Origin of the sequence: Enterococcus sp. AZ071, from assembly GCF_050499065.1 — a bacterium.
Classification (GTDB): domain Bacteria; phylum Bacillota; class Bacilli; order Lactobacillales; family Enterococcaceae; genus Enterococcus_A; species Enterococcus_A ferrettii.
Map to the genome: position 1 here is coordinate 3,051,949 of NZ_JBIPAS010000001.1, position 13,397 is coordinate 3,065,345.

The 13,397-nt window shown below is 34.9% G+C and carries 13 protein-coding genes and 2 pseudogenes; 10 read left to right on the forward strand and 5 right to left on the reverse strand.

Annotated elements, in window-relative coordinates; genetic code table 11:
• The first annotated feature begins 8 nt into the window (after positions 1-8).
• The 10 genes and pseudogenes from IGI49_RS14985 (at position 9) to IGI49_RS15030 (ending at position 7,813) form a co-directional block, all read left to right on the forward strand.
• Entirely contained in the window at positions 9-362 is a 354-nt protein-coding gene (locus IGI49_RS14985; RefSeq protein ID WP_429962342.1) for a DUF3969 family protein, read from the forward strand.
• A gap of 252 nt (positions 363-614) precedes the next feature.
• Positions 615-722: pseudogene (locus IGI49_RS14990) on the forward strand (recombinase family protein); the annotation flags it as partial.
• Between the two features lie 222 nt (positions 723-944).
• The gene (locus tag IGI49_RS14995; RefSeq protein WP_429962343.1) at positions 945-2,801 is read left to right on the forward strand and encodes an RHS repeat-associated core domain-containing protein; all 1,857 of its coding nucleotides are present in this window, start codon (positions 945-947) and stop codon (positions 2,799-2,801) included.
• 64 nt (positions 2,802-2,865) lie between these two features.
• Positions 2,866-3,558 (forward strand): hypothetical protein, encoded by a 693-nt coding sequence (locus IGI49_RS15000; protein ID WP_429962344.1) that lies wholly within the window; start codon positions 2,866-2,868, stop codon positions 3,556-3,558.
• A gap of 261 nt (positions 3,559-3,819) precedes the next feature.
• Complete coding sequence (locus IGI49_RS15005; RefSeq protein ID WP_429962345.1) at positions 3,820-4,485, forward strand: TetR/AcrR family transcriptional regulator; 666 nt, start codon at positions 3,820-3,822, stop codon at positions 4,483-4,485.
• The gene (locus tag IGI49_RS15010; protein ID WP_429962346.1) at positions 4,478-5,221 is read left to right on the forward strand and encodes an ABC transporter ATP-binding protein; all 744 of its coding nucleotides are present in this window, start codon (positions 4,478-4,480) and stop codon (positions 5,219-5,221) included. The genes IGI49_RS15005 and IGI49_RS15010 overlap by 8 nt, the downstream gene beginning before the upstream one ends.
• Positions 5,205-5,915: an ABC transporter permease gene (locus IGI49_RS15015; RefSeq protein ID WP_429962347.1), complete on the forward strand. Its 711-nt coding sequence runs from the start codon at positions 5,205-5,207 to the stop codon at positions 5,913-5,915. Before IGI49_RS15010 ends, IGI49_RS15015 begins: the two co-directional genes overlap by 17 nt.
• Positions 5,916-6,137 carry a hypothetical protein gene (locus tag IGI49_RS15020; RefSeq protein ID WP_429962348.1) on the forward strand — a complete coding sequence of 74 codons (222 nt, stop codon included), beginning with the start codon at positions 5,916-5,918 and terminating at the stop codon, positions 6,135-6,137.
• Positions 6,138-6,856: 719 nt separating this feature from the next.
• Positions 6,857-7,321 carry a hypothetical protein gene (locus IGI49_RS15025; RefSeq protein ID WP_429962349.1) on the forward strand — a complete coding sequence of 155 codons (465 nt, stop codon included), beginning with the start codon at positions 6,857-6,859 and terminating at the stop codon, positions 7,319-7,321.
• A gap of 237 nt (positions 7,322-7,558) precedes the next feature.
• Positions 7,559-7,813 (forward strand): hypothetical protein, encoded by a 255-nt coding sequence (locus IGI49_RS15030; protein WP_429962350.1) that lies wholly within the window; start codon positions 7,559-7,561, stop codon positions 7,811-7,813.
• Positions 7,814-8,349: 536 nt separating this feature from the next.
• Here IGI49_RS15030 and IGI49_RS15035 read toward each other — a convergent pair.
• From IGI49_RS15035 to IGI49_RS15055, 5 genes and pseudogenes are all read right to left on the reverse strand, one after another.
• Positions 8,350-9,702, reverse strand: a complete 1,353-nt coding sequence (locus IGI49_RS15035) for a C39 family peptidase (RefSeq protein WP_429962351.1) — start codon at positions 9,700-9,702, stop codon at positions 8,350-8,352.
• Between the two features lie 351 nt (positions 9,703-10,053).
• Positions 10,054-10,211, reverse strand: a pseudogene (locus tag IGI49_RS15040) (IS256 family transposase); the annotation flags it as partial.
• A gap of 300 nt (positions 10,212-10,511) precedes the next feature.
• Entirely contained in the window at positions 10,512-11,120 is a 609-nt protein-coding gene (locus tag IGI49_RS15045) for a hypothetical protein (RefSeq protein WP_429962352.1), read from the reverse strand.
• Positions 11,121-11,224: 104 nt separating this feature from the next.
• On the reverse strand, positions 11,225-11,626 hold the full coding sequence (locus IGI49_RS15050) for a hypothetical protein (protein ID WP_429962353.1): 402 nt from the start codon (positions 11,624-11,626) through the stop codon (positions 11,225-11,227).
• Positions 11,627-11,765: 139 nt separating this feature from the next.
• A complete protein-coding gene (locus IGI49_RS15055) occupies positions 11,766-12,743 on the reverse strand; it encodes a hypothetical protein (protein WP_429962354.1) in 978 nt (325 codons plus the stop codon).
• Positions 12,744-13,397 lie beyond the last annotated feature (654 nt).

The following is a 13,397-nucleotide window of genomic DNA, read 5'->3' on the forward strand; positions in this document are numbered from 1 at the left end:
AGGAAAAGATGAGAACAAAAATGAAGCTATCTACACGTAATAAAACAGATTCTGGCATAATGTTGTTGGTGTGTATTATTGGATTATTAGACTCTTTAAAAAGTGGCATACTGGCAATAGAAGAGTGTGAACAATACCTATTTAGTCCATACACTTTAAATATTTTACGAAGAAAAGGTGTAGATAAAAGAATCATTGATATTGTGCATTTGGGAACTGAATTAGAAGATATAGAGTCATTGTTACCAGACAGACTAGAAGCTAATATACAAGAGCTGTATGATGCAGCAAAAGAATTATTGAAGGAAATTAAACCAGAAGGAATCTATTATGGTGAAGAAAAATGGTTAAATAAAAAATGAGTAATAGGATGCTCTAACAAGAAGTAGTTTGAGTCAATAGTAATCTCAAATTAACAAACGAAGGTACAACTATTATATAAATTTTTTCGTCAATTAAAATGCTGTTTTAGTGTACAGAAAATGACCCTTTTCTGTACACCTTTTTTTGTTAGTTTTTTATCGTAAGGAATCTTTTTCGTGTTCAACATCCCGTATCAGAATCTATGTTCAAAAAAACTATGAAGATGAAGTTAGGGCACAATAGTTTTTGAAATAGATTTTTTTAAAATCGGATACACTCGGGTCTCTACCGGATTACAACATTTGGATTTACAAGAAGACCGTTTAAGTAAATTTGATTGTGAGAAAATATTTACAGAAGATGAAACAGCCTATCAGCTCTTCAAACGGAAAGAAAAGGATGCAAAGAAATCTTCTTCAGGTAAATCATCGTCTTCGTCTAACAAGATACCAAACACTGGTGGCTGAAAATCACCGAAAACATGTCCGAATGGGGAAGAAAATTCCCTCTTCTGGTACGGATTTAGCGAGAATGTTATTCAAGGAATTTCAAGTCTACCGGAAACAGTCGGTAATCTTTGGATGGATGTCTTTGACACTGTCTCGCATGCCTATCATCAAAAAATTGCGAAGGATCGAGCGAATGAGGAAGGAATTGTTGTTAATCCGCCAAGCTTAGGCAACCTGCCAGGTGAAGGCGAAGTGACCTACTCTTCTGAGGTACAGGAAGTATTGATTCCTTATACCACTCGAGAGGACAGCTATAACTATTACGAAGTACGAAACTACGTAAATGATGTTAACCAAGAAAATACGCAAGTACTTCAAACGTATGATGATGAACTAAAGGCTCGCGAAACCTATACCTATGGGAACGAACGGCTCAGCTACATGAATGAACAAACGAAGGAAGAGTATCAATATCTGACGGATGCTAGAGGCAGTGTGACAGGCATGACACAGGATGGAGAGCTTAACAGCACGAATAGCTATTCAGTATTCGGAATGTCAGAAGAAGTAGATGATACTGGAAATCCGTACGGTTATACAGGTGAAGCACAAGACATAACAGGGTATAATTATCTAAGGGCACGCTACTACGATAGTCAAACTGGAACCTTCCTTACTCAAGATAGTTACGAAGGCGAAGAAGACAATCCACTTAGTCAAAATGGGTATACCTATGTTGAGAATAATCCGATTAATTATACGGATCCGACTGGGCATAAGAAGAATATTTTCCAACGTGCATGGTCTAGTGTGAAGAAAAAGGCTAGCAGCGCATGGAATAGTACTAAGAAATTCGTAAGTAATGCATGGAACAGTACCAAAAAATTTGTAAGTAACGCATGGAACAGTGCTAAAAAGTTTGTTGGTAATGTTTTTAACGGTGCTAAAAATGTTGTCAGCAAAGCTTTGACTGGGGTACAAAATTTCCTTTCACCAGCGGTAGCCAGAAACTATGCAGCGGGATATAGTTCTTCTTTCGGAGGCTACTATCCAACTGCAGCTGGAGCACCAATTAGTTACGGTCATAATAGTTATGCGCAGCAAGTAGCGTTTCAAACTTCTCAGCGTCAACAATATGTTAGCAGTGCCTATGCTAAGGCTACTGGAAATAAGGGTATTCCAAAGACTAAGGAAGGGCAGAACCTGCTTAAAAACTGGGGAGATTCTTTAAATAATACATTGACCAATTTCTGTACTAAGGCTAAAAAGGCTGGAAAAAATATTATTGAAACAGGAGCTTCATTTGGTGCTGGATATATCAAGCAGACGCTACACAATAATAATATAGTACTTCCTATAAATTCAAGACTAGCAATGTGGTTAGATCAAGATTGGATTAAGGAAAATCCAGCATACAATAATGGTATATTCTTTGGGAAACTAGCTGGTTTAGCTCAAGCAATGACAGAGTATGTTGCAGCAGGATTAACGTTTGCAGCAGGTACTGTTGGAAGCGGAACATTCGATTTGTTTGTGGAAGTTGGTAGTGGTGGAACTGCAACTCCAGCGATACCAAGTATGATTGCAGCAGAAATGGCATTAGTAACAGCAGCCACTGCAGCAATTGGAGCACATGCGAACATGGTGATGCAAAATAGTCTGAATGGGAATAATTATAGTGAGTCTAAATATTCTGATTGGGGTGGTAAGAATAAACAGTCGGATGCGGAATACCACTACAATGAACACGGAAATGAAGTTGGAGCTAAAGATTTTAATGATTATACGAGAAAAGCAGATGCCTTCAAAGACACTGTATTGAAAAAAGGTACCAAACCTAAAAAAATGGTTCAAGGAAAAACTCCTAATGTATATAGGTATGAACACAATGGTAAATATATTGATTTAGAACACGTCATGGGAACGGATTTACTTGGACAACCTAAAATTTTAGATTACAAAATCATTTCACACGGAACGATCAAGTAACTGAATTAAAGTTTTATAAGATAGAGTCTATCCAATTATTTGGAAATGTTTTTTGGAGGTAAATATGTTAAATCATAAATTTTATAAGTATGATGAAAATTTTCAAATTCAATTTTTTCAAAAGGATGATTACATTCAAATATCGAATCGTTTAATAGAAGATTTAGGTAATTGCTTGAATAAGCATCAATTCACTGAATATAATTCGGAAAAGAAAGTTTACGGACTTAGTGGAAATGATACTTTACTCGATAGGGAAGATATCTTGTATGTTCAAAATTGTATTAGTTTAAAAAGTAGCATTTCACCAGAGTATGCGAAATTCAGGTCATTTTTGGAAGACTGCCTTTCTAATGGAAAGCAAGTTTTGCACATAGATGGAAGTCCCCTGACAGGAAGTCTTATTCATGATTTTATTTTATGCAAAGAAATACCCAAAGATCTTAATCCAAGAAAGTACAAAAGTACTAGTATTAAAATTCAAGATCAATTTATTGAAGAGAATTATAATGTTTTCAAGGATGTGAAAATGTATTGGAATAACCTAGATACTAAAGATCAAGGGTTCAATTATTATGGAATAACTATTATCACTCCTGAGATTGCTGAAAAACTACTTCAAACGGTGGAAGCATTTTTGGCGGGGAATGAATCAGAGCAAGCGAAATATTTCGTAGGTGATGAATGGGATACTTTAAAGCAAATTTTGGAAACGGCTATAGCTGAAGATAAATTTGTTATTCATTTCGGGATTTAGTATCAAGCTGAAATAGGTAAATCCAGATAAAAGATAGTCAAGAAGAAATAGAGTGGATCAGAGTCAATAGATGAGACACTTTCTGCGAGAGATAACTTCATGTTGAGTATCCTGTATCTCTTAATGAAATACAGGATACTCAACATAAAGTCATCTCTCACAAAAATATGTCCTAGCTATTGAATCTGATCCTGTTGACATATCGGTGACTAAATGCTACTATTTTAAAAAAACCGACCGGTCGGTATTAAGGAGTTTTATATGGCAAAAAAATATGACTCGCAAGGTACAATCAATGAGATTCTGTCTCACGCCGCAAATCTTTTTTTAGAAAAAGGTTTTAGTAATACAAGTATGAATGATATTGCTACGGCTGCTGGAATTTCAAAAGGTGCTATTTATCATCATTTCAAATCAAAAGAAGAAATTGTCGAGGCTGTCACAACTCAGCAGGAGGTAACTATTCGGGAAATAATGGAAAGATGGCTGTTAGAAGCTGAGACACTTAATGGAAAAGAAAAATTGCAATTCATACTTGAGAAAAACATTGATAGTCAGGAGGTCCATTGCTTAGATGACGTGATGTCTGCTCGCATGAAAAGTGCTGAATTTGTTTTAAGATACATGAAAGATTCTGTACATAATGGGGCACCTTTTATTGCAGAAATAATCAAGAAGGGCATTGAAGATGGCTCGTTAACAACAGATTTCCCTGATGAAATCGCGGAAACTTTTCTATTGTTGTTAAATGTTTGGTGTGATCCTGCAGTTTTCAATGGAACAATTGAAAAATTAGATGCGCGTTTAAAATTTTTGCAAACCATGATGATAAAAATGGGAGTTGATGTACTGAGTGATGTATTAATTAAAAAAACAGTCAATTTATTGCAAAAATTGTATTTTGAAGGAGAACAAAGAAATGAATAGTAATTTAGCAGTTGAAACCGATAATATCACCAAAACTTTCCTCACTCATGAGGTACTAAAAAATTGTAGTATACACATTGAAAAAGGCACTATTTACGGATTTTTAGGAACAAACGGTGCTGGCAAAACAACCCTCTTCAAGATTTTATCAGGATTATTAATTCCCACAGCAGGAAGTGCTCAGGTCTTAGGGATAAACGTGGTATCTGAATCTAAAAGTGTCTTAGGGGAAATTGGAACAATCATTGATACACCTATCTTCTATGAACATTTATCAGCCACTGAAAATTTGAAAATTCATCTTGAATATATGGGGAAAAAAAATGAGGATATTGAAGCTGTATTATCCCAAGTAGGACTAAAATACAGTAATGAGCAACCGGTATCCAAATTTTCTTTGGGAATGAGGCAACGACTAGCCATCGCAAGAGCAATCGTTCATAAACCTAAGTTGCTTATCTTAGATGAACCTATTAATGGACTGGATCCAATGGGAATTAAAGAAATTCGAAATTTATTTGTAACGTTAGTAAAGGAACAAAAAATGACATTGTTAATTTCAAGTCATATTTTGACAGAAATCGAATATATTGCCGATACTATTGGGGTAATTGTTGATGGAACAATCATCAAAGAAGTTCCTATGATGGGAATAAGAGCTCAATATCCTTCTGGTTTAGAGGACTATTTTATAGATATTATGAATGGAGTCAATGTACATGAGAACACTTATTAAATTAGAGTTTAGAAAAACCAATTTTCATACGTATTTTATTTCGACGTTGCTTGTTACTGTAACTATGTTAGTTTTTTTATATCTATTTGCTTATGCTCCCCTATTGGAGCCAAAAGATGAAGACATGCTCATTTTTTCTGGATATAGAAACCTTATTCCACTATTTGAGGTGTTGAATATGGCAGTGTACGGTGTACTAGCAGCTGTCATGTATTCCAAATTGATCATTGAAGAATATTCTGGTAAGAAAACTATTTTACTCTTTTCTTACCCTTTGAGCAGAAAAAAAATTATATTATCCAAAATATGCGTAGTATCAATTTTTACAATTCTATCAATGTTGGTAAGCAATCTGATCATCTTCGGACTATTTGGAATAAGCGAACAATTTGTAAACTTGGTCAATGAAAAGTTTACGATTTCACTGATGCTTCAAACAGTTCAAAAAATTTGTGTAATGTCATTTACTGCTGCTAGCATTGGAGTTATCTCGGTCGGAATAGGCTTTATTAAGAAATCCGTTCCAGCCACCATTATTTCGGCAGTCCTTATTGCATCATTATTGTGTAATGTTATGGTAAACACTACTACAAGCATGATTATTATGTACTTATTTGCAGTAATTATTCTAATCGTTGGGATCCTTAGTACATTAATATTGATGAGAGCAGTTGTAAAAATGGAGGTTGAGTAAATGGAAAAAGTCATAGAAAATGCAATCGATAATAAATTGCAAAGTTTATCTTCAGAGTTATATTTCTTTAGTGTAGGAGTAGGGATTGTTCTCGTGATAACAGGGATTGTCCTAATCTTGAGTAGTAGAAAGAAAAAGGAAAAAAATTGTAGGGGCTACGGCGGTATAATATGCTTATTCCTTGGTGTAGTGGCGATTATAAGCGGATTTATACAGATATAGAATCTCAAGGTGGATCAGAGTCACTAGCTGAGACACTTTTTACGAGAGGCTTTTCATGTAGATAAAATAGGAAGATAAATAGGTCTTTGTTACACATGTTCTTTCTTTAATGACGTGCTAAAGGACATTAAAATTCTTACAGCTTTTTTCATACTCATTTCTTGTATATTGTTAGCCTAAATCAGTATGCAAAATGGTAGACGATGATTTTCCTCGAATGAAGATCCATGATAGTTAAAAGAAAACACCAACCATCTTCGAAATTTAATGGACATAATTGTAACATAAAAAAATGGAGTCATTTTTCAATTGAACATATCGTTGTCAATATAGATTATATTAAGAGAATAGAAGATGCTCACTCAACGGTTTATAACCCGAAAGTTCAATTTATTCAAACTGAGGATAACACTGAGGACAATGATACTTTGATATTGTTTAAACAGGTGAGATATAAGTTAAATAAGTAAGTTGAGAGGAAATCACTATAGGAATTCTTCTCAGCTTACTTTTAAATACGAATAGTCACTACAATAATGACTATACAACAAATAGTCAACTCACAATTTTTTTCGTTAGATTTTGGATTGCCTGTTACTGTACATGGTCTTACTCTTTGCATTTGTTTCCAACTCTGTTAAAATCAAGCAAAGGTATTGGCTATCACATATGATTAGCTCTTAGTCAGTTCCCTGAATACAATTTTACAAGGAGAACAAATGGAAAAAGATTACGGAAAACTACTTTTTAAGAGACAAACAATCAGTTTACCAATTAGAGTGTTGATTATACTATTAATTTTATTTTGTCTACTACTGATAGTTGGAATTCCAACTATTATGGGGAAAATCATAATTGGAGGATTCTTACTTTATTTAATGTACTATTATGTATCCAAAAGAAAAGAATCTGTTTCGATTTATGAAAAAGTGATTCAAGTGACTGGGCATACTAATATGATTATACGAAGATCCGATGTCTATAACCTAAATTTTAGAACGTTGGAAGTAACCGCAGCTGCGGGACAATTAAAACTAACTAGACACCACTATCCAGTTCTTACACTTTTAAATGATGGAAAAAACACGGTGATAGTACTTCCGTTACCATTGAATAAAAGATTTGAGAAAAAAGCAAAGAAAGCTTTGGAAGAGTTTTTAACTGTGGATTTGATATTAGATTAGTAACTCACTTAGCAAAGAAATAATAATAAAACTACTTTTTTACTCTCGTTAATTAATACGGGAGTTTTTGTTTAGGCATATTTTTACCGATTATGGGTCTCTGGAATTAGATTCATCTATTTTATTAATAATAAAAATAAACAAAATTCTTCCGCCACAGAAATTGTTTTAAATTTATGAGAGATATATGGATATTGTTGTAGTAGCATTACTTCAAAAAAGTATTTTACATCTAATTTGTTTAAAAGACTGATCGAAGTTTTGATCACTGCCGGAGATCCTGATGAGATTTTGAGTATCATTGATGATAATCAGTTAGTTCCACCTGCCAAAACTACTGCTGATAAAAGTGGATATCACTCTAATAATACTCGAAAAGTCAAACCGGTCGTTGTTGCAATGAAAGAAACTGATTATCACCATGATGTTGTTCAATTTTTCCAAACGCTTCAGAATAATTTGACATTTAGTGAACATCATTCACCACAATAAACTCAATATCATTAAGTATTCATGTATTCAAAATCTATGACAGAGAAGGGTAACCTTCTCATTTTTTTGTAGGTGTGAATACAGTCGTGTAAATATAACAAAAATACGCCGCAGCATAGGTTATGTTGCGTTCAAAATGAACGAACAAAAAAGCGACTGAAAGAAAAATGATTTTTCCTTAGAGCCGCAAGGGTTTGAGCTATTTAAAACAATGGGAAACTTGAAACATCTAATTTGTTTGCTAGCTAGCAAATTTGTTTCATTCGTGAGATCTATATAAACCATAAATACCTGTTTCACCTATAGTTCTAAATCTTCTGGCAACTGTTGGAAGTACTAGGTAATACAGTACTCCTTGGACCGTTTGGTTTTTCAATTATTTCTTGGCTCGGAGAAAGAATATCTTCAAATGGAGCAAATAAGTCACTTGAAATTCCTCCACATGCGACACTTCCCTCAGAGAGTAGAATAGCAAGTATACCAAGAATGAACTTAATCTATTTCTTTTTTCAATTACGCACCATTCATTTTGTACATTAGCGAACTACTACAGCGTATTTACGGGCATTGTAGATATTCTCAAAAGTATTCCGATTAATCCAATAAGAACCGCTTATTGGGTCAGATACATGTACTTGATTCCCTGCTTTGTTGAATCCATCGAGTGTTACGGCATGATTATTGTTTACTGCCACTCCAAAATTCCAATTACCCCACCTGATTGGTTGGAAATTGATCGTTACCCATGCTACTACAGGATTACCGTTTTTCACCTCATTGATTAACGTATCCATCGAGCTACCCGAGATATTTTGAACGTTTCCATAATTTTTTCCCCACGAAGTTAAAGGTGCCGGATAAATTGCAGAATACGTCCAGGAATTTTCTACGAACGGTGATCCTACGAACCCATTGTTCGGATTTCCATCAAGCGACTTAGGAATAGTATTTAAAAAAGATCTTAAACTCCAACCGGTTAGTTTTCCTTTGTATTGTAGAGCTTGTAAGAGAGATGCCCCTTCACATCCGCTTGGTGCCCCTAGAGCATATTGGTTATAGTTTTTAACTCCTAGCAACCTATAATCTTCATTACTTTGCTCTCCGCCTCCAACAGCATACCACGCGATGCCTTCGTCCCGCCAACCGACTTTCTTTAAATGGTCTCGTTCATTGGCATCTAAAGTATAGTGGTGCGATCCAGATTTAGCATTCGGATTGTACAATCTGTATAGCGGTGTTCCCTTGGCAGGGGAATACCATGATATCCCCTCATCCTTCCATCCGACCTTCTTTAAATGATCCCTCTCGTTAGCATCTAATGTATAGTGATGATCTCCAGCGTTCGGATTATATAGCCTATACACAGGGTTGCCGCTCGCGGGTGCCTGCCAACCTATTCCTTCGTACCGCCACCCAACTCCTCTTAAGTGATCACGTTCTCCAGTGGTCTTGGTATAAAAATGTTCTCCACTGTTTGGATTATATATACGATAGAGTGGAATTGACTCGACTGAAGCCCGAGATGCTCGACTAAATCCTTGATTAAGTTCCTCTTTTGGAGCTGTAGTTCGATTAGCTTCGTCGTGACCTTCTTTTATTGCAGGTTCAAGTTCTACTATTTCCCCATTAATTATTGCTGTTTCAGGATCTTGGCTCTCAGAATTCTGATCATCTCTTGGTACTGGGGGTTCTTCTCCCTTATCTGTATTATTGATGTTATCATTCTCGTCACTGTGAATCGTACCTTCTGAAGAACTTTCTATAATACTTGTTTCCTGTAATTCGGTTGAACTTACATCATTCTCAGCCGCAAGAACAATCTCTTGAATCGGACCTGTTAACAGGGATACTGAAAAAAGACTTACAGCTACCAACTTTATTCGCGTCATATTACTCTCCTTTTAAAAGTTTATTGGGTATTCCAGCTTAATCCGGACGTTGAGCTAACTTCCAAAACATCCAAACAACTGGATTTTTATAGGTTACATAAAAATTAAAAAAATATCTAAAATTATATTCACTCCAATCAATAATTTTATAGCTAATCGGAATGTCTTAATTCTGCTAAGAAAAGGGATACTACAAATAGATATTATAGCCCCGAATGGGGACAATAAACTAAGTACATTTAGACATAATAACAAGCTATCACTAACTTTACGGTCAATTTTTTTGTTAAATTAGACATTGTATTCCCAGAAAAAAATAAACAAATTTATCCTACTAATACCGAACTTTTTGATATAGCCCATTAGTTCTCCCTGTAGCATTTTTTAAACAACGGACCGGATACGTCTTTCAAAGCCTCTTGCATATCTTCCGCAGATTCTGGCCGGTAAGTATTTGGGATGGGTTCAGCTAACTTCACAGATTTAGGGTTTCTTTTCTTCTTAGCCATTGCCATTGTGTAATCACCTCTTCGCCTTATTTTAGAAAAAGAAAAACCATGAAGCAACCCCATACCTAGGATAATGGTTACTTACACGGTTTATATTGCACTCTCGGTTATTTAGTATAAAAAGAGACTAGTTTCCTTTCGTTCTACAAAAAAATTGGGATAAGCTAATCAAATTTCTGTTTTAATTCAATATCTTTTTTTCTGAATGTAACAAAAACTGATTGCGTTACTTTCGTAATCGTCAATTTTTTCATTCGCTTCTTTAAAGAGAAAAGCCAGTCTAAACAGGCTCACATTGTATTATCTATAACCCCAACCTGGAGTTTCCATTTCGGCACCATTGGGTGCTTCATTGCCCATAATACCATTACTATTTGGAGCATCATTCCCTTCAAAGCTAGGTGCTTTCGCTTGATCCCCACCTGAATACATGGTTACCCCTTCATACTTCCAGCCAGATTTGACTAAAGCGTCCTTTTCATTTGCATCAATCGTAAAATGATGAGTCCCTGTTTTCGCATTCGGGTTATACAACCGGTGGACTGGAATGCTACCACCTGATTGCCAAGCAACACCTTCATAACGCCAGCCAGCCGATTTCAACATGTTTACTTCTGCTTGATTTGGGGTGTAGTGATGGTCACCACCATTGTTCGGGTTGAACATTCTATAAATAGGCGTACCGTTTGATGGGACTTGCCAAGCTGTCCCCTCGTTCTTCCATCCAGCTGCTACTACCGAAGGAATCTCATTGCCGTTAGTCGTGTACAAATGCTCTCCAGTATTCGGGTTGTACGCTCTGTAAAGCGTTGCTGCACCTGCACTCTCTGCTTGTATAAATGCTGTACTACTTAAGCCTATTGTTACTGCTAAACCAAACAACACTCTGGCTAGACTTATTTTTTTCATGTGGCTAGTCTCCTTTTGTCTAATTTTTATTTTTCTATTCTTAGTATAAAGTAATTCTGCTCTTATGGAAAATATGGACTAGATGTTTTTTTGATTTTGGAAAATTACTTACTGAGCTGAATAGGCACACTCTTCACACTATCTTCTTTATAAAAATCTCCTACAATCATTCGCTCATTTTCTACCTGCAAATTTTTTATTGTTCCACTGGTACTGTTTGGACTTTTCTGCATAAACAAGATCATCATTTCTGTTTGACTCTCATTAATGTCAAAGGTAGCTTGTCCATTGACATCGCCATCTTTGAATTCTGCAAGTCCATTCGGAGAAAAGGTCATCTGATAGCTTTGCTGATCAGTCGATACTTTCCAAGATTGTTGATCAGTTGATAAGAGTTCTCCTACTTGGACTTTTTCATTCCCACAAGAGCCTAGGAGGAATAGAGACAGGGTAGCTATTCCGACAAACAAAACAAGCCATATTAAGGTCGTTAATCGTTGCTGCATAAAGGTCTCCTTTCGCTGTTTATTATAGTTATGATCGATAAGAAGATTTTTTATACAATGTATTTATCTTCTTAAAATTCACGCTGTTTATTATAGTTATGATCGATAAGAAGATTTTTTATACAATGTATTTATCTTCTTAAAATTCACTAGGAAGTTTATCTAATGAGGATACTCGGTTCGCAGGCGAAGGGTTTCCTGAAGGGAAATCATAGGATATATACCACTCTCCAGGCTGAGCATCACTGTTACTAATCTTGTAATCACTTAACAATTGTTTGAATTCTAGACTTTCACTATCCTCTGGTAGCATAAATATGTCTGCGGTATCATCAGAGTTCTTTTTGCTGCTTATTCGAAAATGAGTATCAGATATTTTAAAGGTTGTTCCTGCCATTCCAGTAACTTCGTTTACCATATAGCCAGAAGCTCCTAGTTGTTTAAGAACATTCTCATTGGTCATTGGTGTTGATTTAATTTCTTCTGCTTTTTCTTGCTCTATTTGCTCTTCTTTAGCAACTTTATCTTGTTGCTTTGCTAGACGAGTTTCTCCATTTACAGGAAAATCGAAATAGCTTTTTAAAGCACCGATGGACAATGGAACGGTTATTGAGAAAAAACCTATGAGGAAAACAAAAACAATTTTTGAAAGTACGCTTCTCTTTTCCATGAGTCTTGCTATAGCCAGTAAAAATAATGATAGTAAGACAAAAAGTACTGAATATCCACCTAAAGCACTAAATAGATTGGTTATTGAAGGTTTTGTCTCATAAACACTATTCAGTCCTATGACTAATATTCCAATGGAAGATATAGTGAATAGTATGGAAGATATCAAAATGAAACTTTCAGAATACTTATGAAGTTTTGGAAACATCCTCCTTTTATACAGACAAAAATAAATGGTAATCGGGTTAAATAATAAAATAGGTAATAAAATAGCTATTATTGTCACAACAATTATGCCTTTTGCGGCACCGCCAGCTGCTTCGCCCATTTCACTCGAAAATTGTTGCGTAAAGGATGGCTCTTCAGATACATATGGTTGCGTGGCTCCACAAATAGGGCAGATCGTATATGAAGAATTTAAAGGTTCACCACAATTAAAACAAGTCATTTTTTTCACTCACTTTCAAAATTTGGGATCATTAAATTTTTAGTAACATTAAACTATAATTAATAAAAGATCTATCCAAAAAAGACCATAAAACAGAACTGATTTTTACTGATTTTGGATACAACATTCAACATAGTATACTATATTGTGTACAAACAGGAGAATAATAATTTCAAATTACTTAGTCTAAAAAAGCTTACAATATTTTTGTATGCTGCTTTCTAATACGAACTGGATTTCCTATATTTATAGAGAATTATCGACTTTTCTTCTTAAGGTCACGTTTAGTCTTCAATTAAGATAGAATAAAATTAATGGATAAATACATACTTGATAATTTCTGTAAGGGTTGCACTCAATTTTGAAACGTGAATACATAAATTTCCAAGAATTTAAAACAATAAAGGATGCCATAGTTGGGATTAGACAGATACAATAGGGATCAGCTTTTATAAGTTACTCAATTTATTTGCAAATACTTTTTTTACTGAAAATAACTATTTCTCTTTTTCTGTTTTGATTCTTGACATAGAAAACCAAAATATCTGTCGGAATATCCGTCATAAACACCCTAATTTTACCCAAAAATGTACGGTATTCTAGTTTTAACAGAAAGGCGAAGTGCTTTGACGAGACTATTGAATTGGATTAAAA